Source organism: Clostridium ljungdahlii DSM 13528 (assembly GCF_000143685.1).
Lineage (GTDB): Bacteria > Bacillota > Clostridia > Clostridiales > Clostridiaceae > Clostridium_B > Clostridium_B ljungdahlii.
The window spans coordinates 2,772,927-2,789,782 of the sequence record NC_014328.1 but is presented as its reverse complement, the minus strand read 5'-3'; the positions used below and the strand labels follow the sequence as shown (position 1 = coordinate 2,789,782).

At 27.6% G+C, this 16,856-nt stretch carries 18 protein-coding genes; 13 read left to right on the top strand and 5 right to left on the bottom strand.

The genetic code is table 11. The features are described 5' to 3' along the window. Positions 1-23: 23 nt before the first annotated feature. The 3 genes from CLJU_RS12400 to CLJU_RS12390 all read right to left on the bottom strand — a co-directional run bounded on the left by CLJU_RS12400 (position 24) and on the right by CLJU_RS12390 (position 2,787). The gene (locus CLJU_RS12400; RefSeq protein WP_013239165.1) at positions 24-1,550 is read right to left on the bottom strand and encodes a M56 family metallopeptidase; all 1,527 of its coding nucleotides are present in this window, start codon (positions 1,548-1,550) and stop codon (positions 24-26) included. Positions 1,551-1,561: 11 nt separating this feature from the next. After that, positions 1,562-1,936, bottom strand: coding sequence for a BlaI/MecI/CopY family transcriptional regulator (locus tag CLJU_RS12395; protein ID WP_013239164.1), 375 nt, complete (start codon positions 1,934-1,936; stop codon positions 1,562-1,564). A gap of 179 nt (positions 1,937-2,115) precedes the next feature. After that, positions 2,116-2,787 (bottom strand): FMN-dependent NADH-azoreductase, encoded by a 672-nt coding sequence (locus CLJU_RS12390; protein WP_013239163.1) that lies wholly within the window; start codon positions 2,785-2,787, stop codon positions 2,116-2,118. 181 nt (positions 2,788-2,968) lie between these two features. Between CLJU_RS12390 and CLJU_RS12385 the strand changes: the two genes are divergently transcribed. From CLJU_RS12385 to CLJU_RS12335, 11 genes are all read left to right on the top strand, one after another. After that, the gene (locus tag CLJU_RS12385) at positions 2,969-3,421 is read left to right on the top strand and encodes an MBL fold metallo-hydrolase (protein ID WP_013239162.1); all 453 of its coding nucleotides are present in this window, start codon (positions 2,969-2,971) and stop codon (positions 3,419-3,421) included. Positions 3,422-3,607: 186 nt separating this feature from the next. After that, entirely contained in the window at positions 3,608-3,976 is a 369-nt protein-coding gene (locus CLJU_RS12380) for a GntR family transcriptional regulator (RefSeq protein WP_013239161.1), read from the top strand. Positions 3,977-3,978: 2 nt separating this feature from the next. Beyond that, complete coding sequence (locus CLJU_RS12375; RefSeq protein ID WP_013239160.1) at positions 3,979-4,674, top strand: ABC transporter ATP-binding protein; 696 nt, start codon at positions 3,979-3,981, stop codon at positions 4,672-4,674. Then, positions 4,674-5,459 carry a hypothetical protein gene (locus tag CLJU_RS12370; RefSeq protein ID WP_013239159.1) on the top strand — a complete coding sequence of 262 codons (786 nt, stop codon included), beginning with the start codon at positions 4,674-4,676 and terminating at the stop codon, positions 5,457-5,459. The genes CLJU_RS12375 and CLJU_RS12370 overlap by 1 nt, the downstream gene beginning before the upstream one ends. Positions 5,460-5,920: 461 nt before the next feature. Next, positions 5,921-6,604, top strand: coding sequence for a response regulator transcription factor (locus CLJU_RS12365; RefSeq protein WP_013239158.1), 684 nt, complete (start codon positions 5,921-5,923; stop codon positions 6,602-6,604). Next, a complete protein-coding gene (locus CLJU_RS12360) occupies positions 6,601-8,127 on the top strand; it encodes a HAMP domain-containing sensor histidine kinase (protein ID WP_013239157.1) in 1,527 nt (508 codons plus the stop codon). The genes CLJU_RS12365 and CLJU_RS12360 overlap by 4 nt, the downstream gene beginning before the upstream one ends. A 115-nt stretch (positions 8,128-8,242) precedes the next feature. Next, entirely contained in the window at positions 8,243-10,177 is a 1,935-nt protein-coding gene (locus CLJU_RS12355) for an LTA synthase family protein (protein WP_013239156.1), read from the top strand. A gap of 300 nt (positions 10,178-10,477) precedes the next feature. Further along, positions 10,478-10,747, top strand: a complete 270-nt coding sequence (locus CLJU_RS12350; protein WP_013239155.1) for a hypothetical protein — start codon at positions 10,478-10,480, stop codon at positions 10,745-10,747. A 71-nt stretch (positions 10,748-10,818) separates the two neighbouring features. Further along, positions 10,819-11,307, top strand: a complete 489-nt coding sequence (locus CLJU_RS12345) for a MogA/MoaB family molybdenum cofactor biosynthesis protein (protein WP_013239154.1) — start codon at positions 10,819-10,821, stop codon at positions 11,305-11,307. 23 nt (positions 11,308-11,330) lie between these two features. Continuing rightward, a complete protein-coding gene (moaC, locus tag CLJU_RS12340; RefSeq protein ID WP_013239153.1) occupies positions 11,331-11,807 on the top strand; it encodes a cyclic pyranopterin monophosphate synthase MoaC in 477 nt (158 codons plus the stop codon). A 28-nt stretch (positions 11,808-11,835) separates the two neighbouring features. Then, positions 11,836-12,267, top strand: a complete 432-nt coding sequence (locus CLJU_RS12335; RefSeq protein WP_013239152.1) for an MOSC domain-containing protein — start codon at positions 11,836-11,838, stop codon at positions 12,265-12,267. Between the two features lie 218 nt (positions 12,268-12,485). Here CLJU_RS12335 and CLJU_RS12330 read toward each other — a convergent pair whose 3' ends face one another. After that, positions 12,486-13,514 carry an AI-2E family transporter gene (locus CLJU_RS12330; protein ID WP_013239151.1) on the bottom strand — a complete coding sequence of 343 codons (1,029 nt, stop codon included), beginning with the start codon at positions 13,512-13,514 and terminating at the stop codon, positions 12,486-12,488. Positions 13,515-13,860: 346 nt separating this feature from the next. Between CLJU_RS12330 and CLJU_RS12325 the strand changes: the two genes are divergently transcribed. Continuing rightward, a complete protein-coding gene (locus CLJU_RS12325) occupies positions 13,861-14,130 on the top strand; it encodes a hypothetical protein (protein ID WP_013239150.1) in 270 nt (89 codons plus the stop codon). Between the two features lie 97 nt (positions 14,131-14,227). Beyond that, positions 14,228-15,019, top strand: coding sequence for an ABC transporter substrate-binding protein (locus tag CLJU_RS12320; RefSeq protein ID WP_013239149.1), 792 nt, complete (start codon positions 14,228-14,230; stop codon positions 15,017-15,019). Positions 15,020-15,067: 48 nt separating this feature from the next. On the opposite strand, the gene CLJU_RS12315 is transcribed toward CLJU_RS12320, so the two are convergent. After that, positions 15,068-16,633 carry a PucR family transcriptional regulator gene (locus CLJU_RS12315; protein WP_013239148.1) on the bottom strand — a complete coding sequence of 522 codons (1,566 nt, stop codon included), beginning with the start codon at positions 16,631-16,633 and terminating at the stop codon, positions 15,068-15,070. Between the last annotated feature and the right edge of the window lie 223 nt (positions 16,634-16,856).

The window sequence follows — 16,856 nt, the reverse complement described above, 5'->3', positions numbered from 1 at the left end:
AGTAATATGATTTATTGATGCTGTTAGTTTAGTTCAAACCTAATATTACCACTAGCTTTTACTCCTATACATTGAAGTTTAATATTTTTAGCATCTTCTTTTGAAATTGTTATGGTTTTGTCTGTTGGGTTTGCTTTTTCAAATAGTACTTTTTTATTATTGTAAATACTTATAGCCACACTTCCTTTTTTTATATCTGTATTTATTTTTATACTACAAGTAGGTTTACTAGAAGTTATTTTATAGGATTCCATTCCATTAAATAAATCAAATTCAGCGGCAAATATATTATTTTCAAAATTAGAACTCCAGTATTTTTTATAGCCTATAAAATTCAATTCCTTAAATTGAAATTCACCTGTACCATTAAAACCTAGCGAGTTATTGCTTGTAAAATTATTATTTTCATTAGAATTCATGTTGTACAGAGAGCTGTGACCTTTGACAGAATTTATTAAGTAATCCATAATGCTTTCATAGTAGGGTTTAGAATTTAAGTTATCACTATTTGGGTTTGCCTTAGAAATACCACTTGTTAAACCTATTGTGGTAACAGCAGCAATAACTAAAATTCCACATATTATGTTTTTTAAAGAATTCTTTTTATGTTTTGATATCATAGTAATTCTCCTTTTGATTTCTGAATTATTTACAGCCATAGGAGCTGAAGTAATTAACGAAGGGGTATGATTTTCTAATTGCAATATTTTTATGATTGTGTTTCCATAATTTATATTTCTATCTATGCCTAAATACCTAATGGCATAAGCATCACAGGATGTTTCACAATCCTGTTTCATTTTATAAAAACCATATCGTATTATTGGGTTGAACCAGTAAACAGTATTTAAGATTATTATAATCCAGTTAATAAGTAAATCTTTTCTCTTTAAGTGACAGAGTTCATGTATTATAATATGTTTAAATTCATCTTCTGAAATATTTTCTATAATATTTTGTGGAATAAATATTGTAGGTTTAATTAATCCACATAAACAGGGACCGATTGATTTATATGGGTAGATTAAAGATACACTTTTATTTATGTTCATTATATTTAGGCAGTTGTTCAATATATTATTAAAATTAGAAGACTTATTACTTATTGCATTTTTCTTTATAAGTTGAACTTTTCTAATTTCATATAATGTATTAGCTATAAAAAATACCATTCCTATTAGCCATATAAAAAACAGTATGCTTTTATAATTTATTTTTTTATTTGAACTCTCTATATTTTTATTTTTGCTTAGATTAACAGGAACATTGGAATCTTTAAGTTTATTTTTAGATGTATTACTTGTTTTTAAATAATATTTACTGGATACAGTTGAGTTTTTTTCTGATACAGAATTATATATATTAAATATGCTTAAATTGCTTTCAGGTCCATAGGGAATAATAAGTTTTATTATTAAAAGAAACCATAGAATGTAGTGAAATTCAGCTTTTAACCTTTCTTTTAGCAGGTTTTTTATTAAAAGTATTAGTATAACTAATATGCTTCCATTAAGTGATGCTGTAAAAATAGATTTCATTAAAGTTGACATATAAGCACCCCTTACTCACGATTTTTATTTAAAATATCTTTCAGTTCTTTAATTTCATTTTTAGATAATTTTTTATTATCAACAAAATTCAATACCATTGAGATGACGGAGCCATTAAATATTTTATTCAAAAAAGAATTGCTTTCTGCATTTATATAGCTTTCTTCCTGAACTACAGCATAATAGAAATATTCTTTTCCTTCCTTGTTAAAGCCAATTACATTTTTTTTTAATAATCTATTTATTAATGTTTTTACAGTATTAGGCTTCCACTTAGTTTTATCTGATAGTTGTTCTATAATTTTATTTGCAGTTATATTGGGATTTTTCCATATTATTTTCATAATAGTAAGTTCTGCATCTGAAATGCTTGATGTTTCCTTCATGAATATATGCTCCTTCCATTTCTGTTTACACGTGTAATTTGTAATTTAATATTACATCTGTAAACGGAAATAGTCAATGCATTTTTCATAACTATCAATTTTCTACTGTTTAAAAACATGTATATATGTAAAGGGCTTATGTACTAATTAATTAGTGTATAAGCCCTTTAGAGATCTGTTTACATTCTATCCATTAGAGGAATATTTTCAGTAAATTTATTTACCACACTTTTTATATTGTTTTGGACATTTCCTATGGCTTTTGCTTTACCTACAGAAGAGTCTTCAGTGCCTTCTACCAGTATATAGTCAAATTTATTCACTCCTAAAAATTTAAATACATCTCTAAAATAATCAATGGCATGATTAAACTTGGAATTAAATATTTTAGGATATACTGCTGCTGAAGATTGAATATAGACCATGTTTCTTTTTTTATCATCTAAAAGACCTTTTATGTCTTCTTCAGAAATTTTAATTAATCTGTTATTTATTATAATACAATCTAAATAGGATTTAAGCCTTGCTGGATAGCTTACACTCCACATAGGAGCTGCGATAACATAAGTATCTGCACTTAAAAATTGATTGCATAGTTCATTTATTCTGTCTACTATTTTTTTATCTTCATCTGATAGGGTATTGTAATCATTTCCTGAAACTAATTCGGCCCTGCCTTTAAATATTCTATGATTTATTTCAGGAATATTTTCATTGTATAGATCCAGTTCTTCTACCATATAATCTGCATTTTTCGATAAGAATTCTTTTACAAAACTTCTACCCACAGTTTTGCTGACAGACAAATCTTCTGGTTTTGTATTTGCAGTTATATATAATAACTTTTTCAATTTATATACCTCCTAATTAAAAATATTTTAAGTGTTGTATATCTTCATTTTATTTTTAACCTAATATCTTAATTTATGCTAGATCATAGAAGTGTATAAACTAATAAAATAGGGAAATGATATAAAAAGAATATATTTTACTATTTAAAAGAAAGATATACATGGAAGTGGGGAAAGATGTATGTTGTTTAAATTAAGTAAAACTCAACAGATAACTGGTAATATATATGTGGTAAGATCACTCATTTCTAATTTTTTTATATATTCTGATTTCAGAACAACTATATGTTTTGATACAGGATTTATACCTTCCGTTGTAAATCGGGAATTAAAGAAAATAAATATTGAGCCTAAATCTGTATCTCATGTATTTTTAACTTACCCTAGTTTTTATCATGCAGGATGTATTAAATTGTTTAAAAATGCTGATATCTATTTTTCTGCTGAAACTTCTTTAAAAAAATCAGGAAAAGGCATGTTTTCTTGTAAAAGTGATGAAAATGAAAAATACAAAAAACTTAAAGATGGTGATGTAGTAGACGTAGATGGGATAAGAATAAAATCAATTGTATTTCCTAAACATAAATTAGGGTCTATATCATATATGGTTAATGATGATATTCTCTTTATATAATACGGTGATGTAAGTTTACCTTTTAAAAAATTAAATATTAGATTAAAAAGCATCCCTAAAGTATTTGTATTAATGCAAAAAATTTAGGGATTATTTTAGTTATTTAAATAAATATATTGACTCTATTACTAAACTAGTGTATTATTATATCAGTACACTAGATGAGCTACTTGTGGAGGTGATAAAATGGATGTTGAATTTGATTCCAATGTACCAATATATATGCAGATAATAGATATTGTAAAGAGAAAAATAGTAAAAGAAGAATTGAAGCCAGGAGATAAACTGCTTTCTGTAAGGGAAATGTCCTCAAAACTTAAAGTAAATCCCAATACTATTCAAAGGGCTTATCAAGAATTAGAGAGAAATGATATTGCTTATAAGCAAAGAGGAACGGGTACTTTTATAAAGGAGGATATATCTATGGTAGAAAAATTAAAAGAAGAAATGGCTCAGAAGATTATATATAGTTTTATAATAGGAATGAAGGAACTAGGATTTTCTTCAGATGAGATAATAAAGATTGTAGAAGAAAAAGTACAGGGAGGTAAATAGATATGGAACCGCTGCTTAAAAGCACAGATTTAAAAAAACTTTATTTTAGAAAACAAGCTTTAGATGGGCTGAATTTAGAAATCCAAAAAGGAAAAATAACAGGATTATTAGGTCCTAATGGAAGTGGTAAAACTACTTTTTTGAAGATTGCAGCAGGAATATTAAGGCAGAGTTCAGGTGAAATACTTATAAATGGAAATAAGCCTGGCACAAAAACAAAAGCTGAAGTATCTTATTTGCCGGATAAGGATTATCTTTTTAAGTGGATGAGAATAGAAGATGCAGTTAATTTTTTTAAAGACATGTATGCAGATTTTGATGGAGATAAAGCACAGGACATGTTAAAGTTTATGAATTTGGATCCAGATAGTAAAGTTAAGACTTTATCAAAGGGAATGAGTGAGAAATTATATTTAAGTTTAGTACTTTCAAGAAAGGCAAAACTCTATATACTAGATGAACCTTTAGGGGGAGTGGATCCTACAACTAGAGAAAAAATACTAGATGCAATACTTGAAAATTATACAGAAAACAGTTCTGTACTTATAACAACACATCTTGTTAGCGATATTGAGAGATTGTTTGATGATGTGGCTTTTATATCTGAAGGAAAAATAGTACTCTTTGGGAATGCAGAAGAACTTAGAAATGAGAGAAAAATGTCAATAGATGAAATATACAGGGAGGTATTTAAATAATGTTTAAGTTAGTAAAATATGACCTTCAAGGATATTTTAAGGATTTTTTGATTATGATATCTGCTATAGTAATTTTAAATGTAGCATTATTTACTAGAGTAAATGTTTGGAATTCAGGATCAATATTAGCTTTAAATATGGCCATAGGATTTGCAGCAGAAATTATAGTTGTCATATGGAATGTAAAATTATTTAGCAGGGATATACGTGAAGATACTTCCATTTTACTTTTTACTCTTCCTAAGAGTGGAAAAAATATATTGATGAATAAAATTGTTACAGCTCTTATACAAATGGTTGTAGTACAATTTGTTATATTTATTTTTACAGCTATGTGGATTCAAATATTTAAAGTTGTTCAAGGTGGGGTAATTGATATAAAAATAAGTTTTATACAATTTATAAAAAATATAAATCCTAAATTTGCATTATTTACTTTTTTGGCCATTTTAGTTATATACGTTACCTTTTTGCTTACAGTATATATTTCCATAACTTTAAGTAAAGTAGCAATAAAGAATAGAAAATTTGGTAAGCTTGGATCTTTCATCATATTTGTAATTTTATGTATAGCACAGGGAAAAATAGCTGAAATTTTTTCTGAGGCGTTTCCTCAGACATTTAAACTAAAAGTATTGAATTTAGATATACCTTCTGTTGATCCAAATAACGTAGTAGCTAATGGGATTGACATTAATATAGTCTCAATTTTTGTATCTGTAGCAGTACTTATAGGATTATTCTACGCTACAGCATATCTTATAGAAAATAAATTGGACTTATAAAGTTTGCAGCTTGAAAGTTAACTTATACAAATCATGTAATGACAAATTTTAATGATATAAAAACTTTTCAATTTTGTCATTACATTTTATGTATAAGTTTAAATTTCAATTAGAAATTTTATATCTATGGGTTTTGGAACTTAAAAAATCAGCTTATATGCAAGAATATTTTTTACAATAATGAAGCTTTTTTAAATATTTTGATTAGCCTTATCAAAATATTTAACAAGCTGAATACTGTAGAAAATATCCAAAGTATAAGCTGATTTTTAAGTTAGAAAACTTCTAAACTTCTTTAAATATCTTTAAATATATTGTTGTGTAAATTATAATATAGAATTATATTATAATTATGTACGGTTTTAGAAATTAATAGTATTTAAAATCTATATTAATAACTCAACTTTGACATATAAGAAATTAGCTTAATATAAAAATAATATATTTTAGGAGATATTTAAATGAACAAGACTATTTTAATGGTAGATGATGAAGAGAGAATGAGGTTTCTCATAGAAGCTTATTTAAAAAGTGAAGGATTGAATATGATTCCAGCAGGAAATGGTCAGGAAGCATTAGAAAAATTTAATGAAAATCATGTAGACTTAGTAGTGCTGGATATAATGATGCCTGTAATGGATGGATGGACAGCATGTAAAGAACTTAGAAAAATTTCTAATGTGCCTATAATTATGCTTACAGCTAGAGCTGAGGATGAGGAGCAGCTTTTAGGATTTCAACTTGGGACAGATAGTTATGTAACTAAGCCAGTAAGTCCGAAAGTATTGGTAGCCAAAATAAAGGCACTTTTGAAAAGAACTTATTCTGAGGAAGAAAATCAGAATAAGCAAAATAGTTATGATGGACTCTACATAAATAGAGAAGGTCATGAGGTTAAAGTAGATGATGAAAATGTATATCTTTCTCCAAAGGAATTTGAATTACTTTGTTATTTAATAAAAAATAAGGATATAGTTTTAAGTAGAGAAAAAATTTTAGATGCAATTTGGGGAATAGACTACTATGGAGATCTTAGAACGGTAGATACTCATGTGAAGAGGCTTAGAGAAAAACTAGGAGTTAAATCCTATTTAATAGCCACTGTTAGAGGAGTAGGTTATAAATTTGAGGTAAAAAAGCAATGAAAATAAGTCATATCATAAGTGAAAACAAAATTGTTACTAGAATAAGAAAAAATATAACATGGAAATTGTTTATAATAACGGCTCTGGTATTTATAATCTTTATAAGCAGTACATTAACATTTCAAATGCTATTTTTTGGAAAATTTTACATAAATAAAAAAGAAAGTAACATGCTGAATCAGGTTGAAAAGTTTAGAACGCTTTACAATAAGACAAATGATGAAGATAAGTTAGCTAATTTAATTAGAAGATTTGAACAGAATAATAATGCTAAAATAGTTATAATGGATAGAAGTGGAAAAATAAAATTTATAACAAAACTGGAAGACCAAAGCTATGATAAAGTTAGAATAAAAGCTATAAATGATATTATAGTAAATTGGACTATGAATTCTGATTTATTAGAGCAAGTAAAAAGAGATAACAGGTCTGTAACTGTAATTACCGAAAAGAAAATTAATGGTACAAAAAATATATTAACAGTTGTACCTAATAAAAAAAATATGGAGATAATATTTTCAATTACATCCTTGCAGCCTGTAAATGAAGCATCTTCAGTAATAAAGGAATTTTACTTTTATTTTTATATAGGTGCCATAGTTTTAATTTTGATATTGTGTTTAATGTATACTAATATGGTTTCAAAGCCCTTAGTAAAGTTAAATGACACTGCAAAGAAAATGGCAGCACTTGATTTCTCTGAAAAGTGCAATATTAAAAATGAAGATGAAATAGGAAATTTGGCAAGTACTTTAAATTTCTTATCATACAATTTAGATAAAGCGCTAACTTCAGTTAATGCAGCTAATGAGAAACTGGAAAAGGATATAGAAAAAGAAAGAAATATAGATAAGGCTAGAAAGGAATTTATAGCTGCAGTTTCCCATGAACTTAAAACTCCAATAAATCTAATAGGAGGATATGCAGAAGGGTTAAAAGATGGAATATTTCAAGAAAGTGAAAGAGATCAATACATTGATATCATAATAGATGAGAGTAATAAGATGGCAAATTTAGTATCAGATATGTTAAACTTATCCCATCTTGAATCTGGAACCATGAAACTTTCTAAAGAGGAGTTTTTTATAGATGATCTTATAGAATGTGTAATAAGGAGGTTTTATAAAGTCATAAAGGATAAGGGTATAACCATAAATTGCAACATTATAACAAAAACTAAAATTTGCGCAGATTGGGATAAAATGGAACAGGTAATAACCAATTTTACAACTAACGCTATAAAAAATACTTATGAAGGAGGAATTATAACTTTTGCTATTGAAGAAGAGTCTGATAAAACTATTGTGTCTGTAGAAAACACAGGAAAGGGTATACCAGAAGAAGAACTAGGGAAAATTTGGGGTAACTTCTACAAACTAGATAAATCAAGAAATAGAAAGTTAGGTGGTACGGGGATAGGCCTTGCTATAGTGAAGAATATATTGATACTTCATGGATATAAATATGGTGTTAAAAACACAGACAATGGTATAAAATTTTATTTTGTTATATGTAAAGTTTAAGGATGTTAACGATTTATTAATAATTTGTTAACATCCTTGCCATGCAAGTGTCACTTATATACTGTAAAATTCTCTTTGTAAATTAAAAAATATTCGATTATATAAAGGAGAAAAAATGAAGATTACGGATATAAAAAATAGTAAATTATTTGACTTTGCAGCAGATATAAGAAACAGCAGACCATTTAATCTTGTAATTAGTTTACTATTTGATAATGCAGATATAATTTTATTTTTTATTATAATTTTTTGGAAGTTATTATCTTATGAAAAAAATATCTCATCTAGCTTTGTACCAATGTCTGTAAGACTTGCAATAGCTGCTTCTATATTGATATTGATAAGTTTTTCACTAATTCTTAAAAAGAAGAGCAGAATAAGTTTTTTATATACAGTAGATATAATACTAAGTTTAATACTTATAGCAGATTTGATGTACTATAGATACTTTAAGGACATTACTACGGTAGCAGCTATAAAAAATGCTAAGCTGTTAAAAGGGGTGTCTGCAAGTGTAACTAGTGTAGCTAGTGTTAAAGATTTGTGGTATCTGGTAGATATACTTATTTTAGTACCTTTAAAGAGAAAGTATAAAAAAGCAGAGTTCGGTATAGTGCCTATGAGAAGAAGACTGGTGAGCTTCATAGTAATTTTGGCAGTAGGAGTAGGTATCAATGCAAAAACATTTTATAGGGTATCTAAAGAACAACCTACGCTTTTAACTGCCATGAGCAACAGAATATATTTAACTACAATGATAGGAAATGTGAATTTCCATATCGTAGATTCATATAACTATATAAGTACTAGTCTTAAAAATTCAAAAAAATTATCTACAGATGAAGAAAATAAGGTAAAAACTTTTTTACAAAACAATAATAATACTACAGGAGAAACTAATTTTAAAGGCCAAGCTGAAGGAAAAAATTTAATAGTAATTCAGGTAGAAGCGCTTCAGGGGTTTGTTATAAATCAAAAAATAAATGGACAAGAAATAACACCAAATTTGAATAGATGGGTAAATAAGTGCATGTATTTTGATAATTACTATTATCAAGTTGCAGGGGGAAACACTTCTGATGCAGAGCTTATGTCAAATAATTCACTGTATCCTGCACAGTCAGGAGCAGCTTACTATACTTATAGTGGAAATAAATATGACTCTATAGCAAGTGAACTAAAAGATAAAAATTATTATACTGCAGCCCTTCATGGTAATACTGAAGGATTCTGGAATAGAAATGTGATGTATAAAGCTCAGGATTTTGATGACTTTTTTGGAGAGCACAGCTTTGATGCAAGTGAACAGATAGGACTTGGAATTAGTGATAAGTCATTTTTAAATCAGTCCCTTGAAAAGATGAAGACTTTTAAACAGCCGTATTATTCTTTCTTAGTAACACTAACCAGTCACTATCCTTATGATGCTGTGGATAAGTATGGAAGTTTTGACGTAGGTCAATATAAAGGCACTCTTCTTGGCAATTACTTACAAGCGATACATTATACAGATGCACAGCTTGGAGAGTTTTTAGATAAGATGGAAAAAGAAGGAATGATGAAAAATTCTATTGTGGCACTGTATGGAGATCACTTTGCTATACCAAAGGATAATGAAAGTCAGCTTTTTAGTTTTGAGAATGAAAGCAAAAATGATGATTATACTTGGTTTAAATACCAAAAAGTACCTTTACTAATTCATTTTCCAGAAGATAAGTATGCAGGAGTTAACCATAAGTACACCTGTCAGATGGATTTATATCCTACTTTAGCAAACTTATATAATTTGCCTAAAAACTATATGTTTGGTAAGGATATGTTAAATGGGGACAGTGGAAAAGTTGTTTTTAGAAATGGTTCATTTATAGATGGAAAAAATTTATATGTGTCTTGGACAAATACTTATTATGATTTAGCAACAGGAAATAAAATTTCAGAAACGGATGCACTTAAAAAGGAAAAAGAAGACTATACTAAGGAATTAGAATACTGTGATGAACTTCAGAATCACAATTTAATAAAAACATTTGATCAGCAAAAAGCAAATTAGTTAAATTTATTTAGTATATGAAACGAACTTTAAGCATAGTATTTATAGATATATAATTTAGAGCGAAAAATGATATATGATAATTAAAAGTATATTACAGTTTATTTTTACTATATTTATATTTATTATACCTATAAGTTTAGTAGTTTTGGTATATGTTGATTTGAAGGAATTAGTTTATAAAATAAAAAACATTCGAAAGAGATAGTAAAAAATAATTTATTTAAATTATTTTTTACTATCTTAAATTATATGTTATAATTGAGTTATACTAATAAATGGAGGAAGAGAGGAAATAATATGGATTTTGTAAATAAAAGTTTTCCGGTGATTTGGAAAGTATTGTTGGTATTAGTGGTAGCTTTTATTTTAGTAAGAATAGTGCCTTTTGTTGTGGTAGCTGGGACTGTATTATTTGCATTTGTAAAAATAAAAAAATATTTTAAAAGTAAGAAAAATACCTCATCTAAAATGGAAAATATGAATAATATGGTTGACGATAAAGAAGACCCATTTAATTTCTCTAATAAAAAGGTTATAGATGTAGAATATGATGAAGTTAAAAAGTAAAATATGTTAAAAACTGCTTAGTGCAGTTTTTAAATGAAAGGAGTTGAAAACCTTTTAATAAAGGTTAGCATATGATAAATACAGCGATAATTACGATGAGTGACAAGGGATCCCAGGGGAAGCGAGAAGATAAAACGGGCCCTGCTATAGAAAATATGTTAGATAAATCCCAATATAAAGTTGAGTATTATAAAGTTATACCAGATGAAATAGAAGAGATAAAAAAACAATTGTGTTATATCTGTGACGACTTGAAGTTAAATTTAATTCTTACTAATGGAGGAACTGGATTTTCTGTGAGAGATGTAACACCAGAGGCAACTTTAGAAGTTATAGATAAAAATGTGCCAGGAATTGCTGAGGCAATGAGAATGAAATCATTAAGTGTAACTCCAAAGGCAATGTTGTCTAGGGCAGTTAGCGGAATAAGAAAGAAAACTTTAATTGTAAATCTTCCAGGAAGTCCAAAGGGTGCTGTAGAAAACCTTCAATTTATATTGCCGGCACTTCCGCATGGAATTGACATACTCATGGGTTGGGATTCTGAATGTGCTAGATAACTTAAACAAAGGAGGACAGATTTATGGAACTTACTCATATAAACGATCAAGGCAGAGCTAAAATGGTAGATGTAAGTGAAAAAGGTAATACTGAAAGAAAAGCAGTGGCTGCAGCTTCCATATACATGAAAAGGGAAACTTTAGATATAATTGCACAGGGAAAGGCAAAAAAGGGAGATGTGCTTTCTGTAGCCCAGGTAGCAGGAATAATGGCTGCAAAAAATACTTCAAGTTTAATTCCCATGTGCCACCCATTAAATATATCTGGATGTGACATAAAGTTTGTATTGGACTTTGAAAAAAATAAAGTTGACATTGAAGCTTCAACGAAAATTGTGGGAAAGACAGGAGTGGAGATGGAGGCATTAACGGCAGTTAGTACAGCAGCGCTCACTATATACGATATGTGCAAGGCTGTTGACAGGGGAATGGTAATATCCGATATTATGCTTCTTGAAAAAAGTGGGGGAAAATCAGGTATATTTAAGAGAGAATTTTAATTGATTTTATATAGTTAGGAGGAAAACTATGGCCAAGGTTATTTCAGTAAACATAAGTGAAAAAAAAGGTGAAATAAAAAAACCTATAGGTAGAGGGTTCTTTAAAAAAGATAATGGTCTTGAAAATGATGCTCATGCAGGAAAATGGCATAGGCAAGTTAGTTTACTTGCGCAAGAAAGTATAGATAAAATGACAGCACAGGGGGTTGCAAATTTATCTAGCGGTAAATTTGCAGAAAATCTTACTACAGAAGGTATTGTGCTTTATGAACTTCCTGTAGGTACTAGACTTAAAATAGGTGAAGTACTTATGGAAGTAACACAGATAGGTAAGGAATGTCATAAAGGATGTGCTATACGACAGCAGGTAGGAGATTGTATTATGCCAAGAGAAGGTATATTTACAAGAGTTATTGAAGAAGGATGGATATCCGATGGAGATAGCATAACTATAGTTTAAATAGATACAGTTAATAATTAATAATTAAGAATTAATAGTTATGGATGATTAGGATTTGATTTAATAAGTTTCAAATTACAAATTTTAGATATGGCTTTTAACTAAAAATAAACTTATACGAAGGAATATTTTTATAATAAGCAAGAATATTTAACGAGCTTGTGTTTATAAAAATATCTGAAGTATAAGTTTATTTTTTACTTTGAAGCTGTATTTTATTAATCGTGAATTTTTACATCTAAAAGATCAAGTATAAACATAAAGAGCGGAATACCTATGAGAAATCCCCAGGCACCCATTATATGTTCTGAAACTATAAGTATTATAAATGTAAAGAATATAGGAAGTTTTACTTTTGAAGACATTAATTTCGGATTTAAAACATAACTTTCAATAACATGAATTATAGCAACCATAATTAGTACGTATATAACTTTTGTAAATCCACCTATACTGAAGGCAACCATAGAAAGAGGAATAAGTGATATTATAACTCCTGCTACAGGAATTAAGCTGAGTATGAATATCATAAATCCAAGAGTAACTAATTGTGGAAAATTCATAATGGAAAGCATTATAACAGATATAATGGTATTAAAGAATGCTATAATAATCTGAGCTTGCATTACTTTTCCAAAAGAATTTAAAAAGTTTTTACCGAAAAAGCACAAGTAATTATATAACCCTGATACTTTGCTGTCTTTAAATTTTTTCAAGAATTCAATAATATTATGTTTCCCAAGTATGAAAAATAAACTTAGCATTATAGAAATAAATATGTTTACACTCCATTTTCCTACATTTGTTGCTAGTTGAAGTGATATATTGAAACCAGATCTCAAGTAACTTTTTATGTCTATTTGCCCTAGCATACTTACTAAATATTTTTGGAATATGTCTAAATGGGAATTAGTACTAGTAGGATGTATTTGAAATTGGGAAGCATGATTTATCATATATTTTGTTTGATTTATTAGTTGAGGAATATAATTTACAACTAATAATACAATAAGTAAAAACAACAGCGAATATAAAATAATTGTTGTAATTTTTTCTTTTGTCGCAGTAACGTTTTTAATGTATTTCAACAGAAAATTCTGAAGACTATTCATTATATAGGAAAATAAAAAGGTTAGCAGGAACAAATCCATTATAGATTTAGACCAATAAATCACTAGTATTATACAAGCGAAAAAAAGTACTCGTTTTGTGGATTCTTTTGAAAAAAATTCTTTTATAAAAGACATCTAATCTCTCCTTAAATTTATTGTCATTATATTATATATTATAAAAAGTATTTTATCCAAAATTCAAGTAGTATTTGATATAAAAACAAGTAATTTTGATAATAATTTTTAATTTTATATTAATATAACGATTCTAGTCTTTAAGTTAACTCACGTAAAGGAATATTTTTATAATTTTTTTAATTAATGTAAGATTTGCATTCTAGGCATTAAATCTCCAATATAAAATATAATTATAGTAGATAATATTTGACATACAAACATATGTTCGGTATAATGATTTTAGGACAACATAATGATTGGAACTTTGTTTATCAATTAATAATTATCAATCTTAGGAGGTAAAATGAGTAATTATAATATATTTGTAAGTATAAATTATAAGGGAGATAAATCTGAAGAATTATATAAGAAAACTAAAGTAAATAATTTCAATATAAATTCAAATAAATATTTAATATGTGGTGGTATTTACAATAGTAAAAGGGGCGGAAAGATTGTATTTACTGCAAAAACTTTAGAAGAGATAAATCAAATAACTAAAAAGAAACCTTTGCTAAAAAATAATATACCTATGAAATACAGTATAGCATTTATTCCTAAGAAAATATATTAAGTGAAATATATATTTTTTATTTCCCAATTTTTTAATATTACTATTGCATAATTATAATATTAAATGTATAATTATAAAAAATGAGGGGGCAAAAAATATGAAAAAAATAGGTATGATAATGTTAAGTGCAATTATGGTGTTTACACTTTTTACAGGATGTGGTACTAATGCAGGAGAACAGGACAATTCCCTTAATAGAGTTAAGGATGCAGGTAAATTAACTATAGGATTAGATGATTCCTATCCACCTATGGAATTTAGAGATAACAAGAACAAATTGTCTGGATTTGATATAGATTTAGGCAATGCACTTGCTCAAAAATTAGGGGTAAAGCTAAATATAGTAGTTACGGATTTTAATGGTATAGTTCTAGCACTGCAGTCAGGAAAATTTGATGTTATATTAGCTTCTATGAGTATAACTGATGAGAGAAAAAAGAAAATAGATTTCGTAGGACCTTATATTGATGGTGGACAAATAATAATAACTAAAGCTGGAAATAGTTCTATAAAAACTAAAAATGATTTGAAAGGTAAGATAGTAGGTGTACAACTTGGGGCTACAGGGGAACAGGCTGCTGCAAAAGTAAGTGGAATAAAAGAAATTAAAAAATATGATAAGATAACAGAAGCTTTCCACGAAGTTAACATAGGTAGAATTGATGCAGTAGTGTGCGATGCTCAAGTTGGACAATATTATATTTCAAAAGATAAAAGTAATTATGTTATTTTGAAGGATAGACTTACAAAAGAACCTATAGGAATAGGTATAAAAAAGAAGGATAAAAAGTTAGAAGAAGCTTTAAATAAGGCATTAGATGACCTTAAAAAGGATGGAACTATGTCTAAACTATCAACTAAATGGTTTGGATATGATATATACAAATAATATTGACAGCAGGTTCTCTGTTTAAAATATAGGGAACCTGTTAAATTTTTATTGTTTATTTATTTCAAATATAAATTCATTTTTATGCATTAATTCAAGGATATGAAGGGATAAGTATATATGATGTATAATATTGGGATCGTTAAGATCTATTTTCATAATCTGTTTTATTTTATCAATACGATAAAACATTGATGCACGATGTATGTGCAGGATGTTTGCAGATATTGATTGGTTTCTATTATTCATCAAATATACATAGAGGCTTTTAGTTAAACAGGTATTATTTTTGCGATCATATTGGATTAGCAAATGTAGAGAAGGGTGACAAAATCTCTCTATATTTTCATAAGTAGAAAGACTATCTAGTAAATCGTATACTACATAATCTTCATATATATAAAACACCTTGTCAATATTAAGGCTAACCCCAAGTTCAATTGCCTTTAATGATTGTTTATAATAATATTGTAAATTTGTAAAATCTGTTATGCAGTTACTAAGCCCCGCATATAGATTATTTTTTTTAAGAAATTTCTTTAAAGCTTCGAATTCATTTTCAAAAATGCTAATTTTTGTATTATGGTTAATAAGCAAGACAATGTGATTATTATATATAAGCGATTTACTTTCTTGAACAATACCAGAAATTTTATATCTCAAGTATGTTAGTGGTATTTTTTTTTGAGAATACTGGTTCATATCAAAAATAAGTATATAAACTCCTAAGCTAATATCAAAATTCAAAGACCGTATTTTATTCATCACTAGTTCCTTATCTGTAACAGCGTTATCTAACAAATCTTTTAGAAAGCTTTCATAAGTGGTACCTTTAGTGTATTTGTAGAATTTGTCATTTCTCATTTGAGTCTCGATTACGTCACATAATAATGAAACCAATTCAATATCTCTATCTTTAAAAGGCCTTTCTGCCTCAGTAACTGCTATATATCCTATGAGAACATTATCAATTGTAACTTTCTCAATAATCATATTATTATCATCTATACCTTTTACCATAACAGGACAGTTTTGACTATCAACTTTTTCCCATATTCTATTAAATTTTGCAGAATTCATAGCGTTATTGGAAAAGTAACCTTTCTTTATATGTTCATCCCAGTAATGACCAATGGACTTGTTACATATAGAATTGGCTATAATTTTGCTGCTAGTATCATTAAATATAATAGGATTCCCGACAAGTTTAAATCCAATATCTATAATATGCTGAATACCTTTTTCATGTATGAGTGCATCTAATAGTTCTTCCATATATATATCTATATTTTTAAGGTCGAAGATAATATCCTGTATTTCATTGAAAAGAATATATTTATTTTTATCCGTATCAATCAAAATAATATTTGAATTTTTAAAATAGTCAGGAACTTTATAATGATTTATACACAAAAGGTTTACTGGGTAGTTTATGGGGTGAAGATTTGCTAAATCTGAGGCGTCTCCAACATATAAAGTGTTTGGATCAAAGGATTTCATTTCACTTAGAAGTAACTTAACTAAGTTAATCTTTGTGGATTTTTCATTTTTTAGTATTAATTTGTGAGTATACTGTACTAATTTAGATGAAAGAGCTTTAATATCTATATTCATAGGAAATCACCTCATGATAAAGTATATTACAAAGTGTAACGTTTTGTAAACTTACTTTTTAACATTTGTAGGATGACTTGTAAGATTTAGATAAGTATAATTATAGATATCAATGAATCTTACTTAGTGGGAATCTGTTTCTCCCACTAAGTTTAGATGAATTATCTAGGGGCGTAGCTACTGTTATCTCCCACTTTGATAGAAAAGCAAATATCCCGAATCT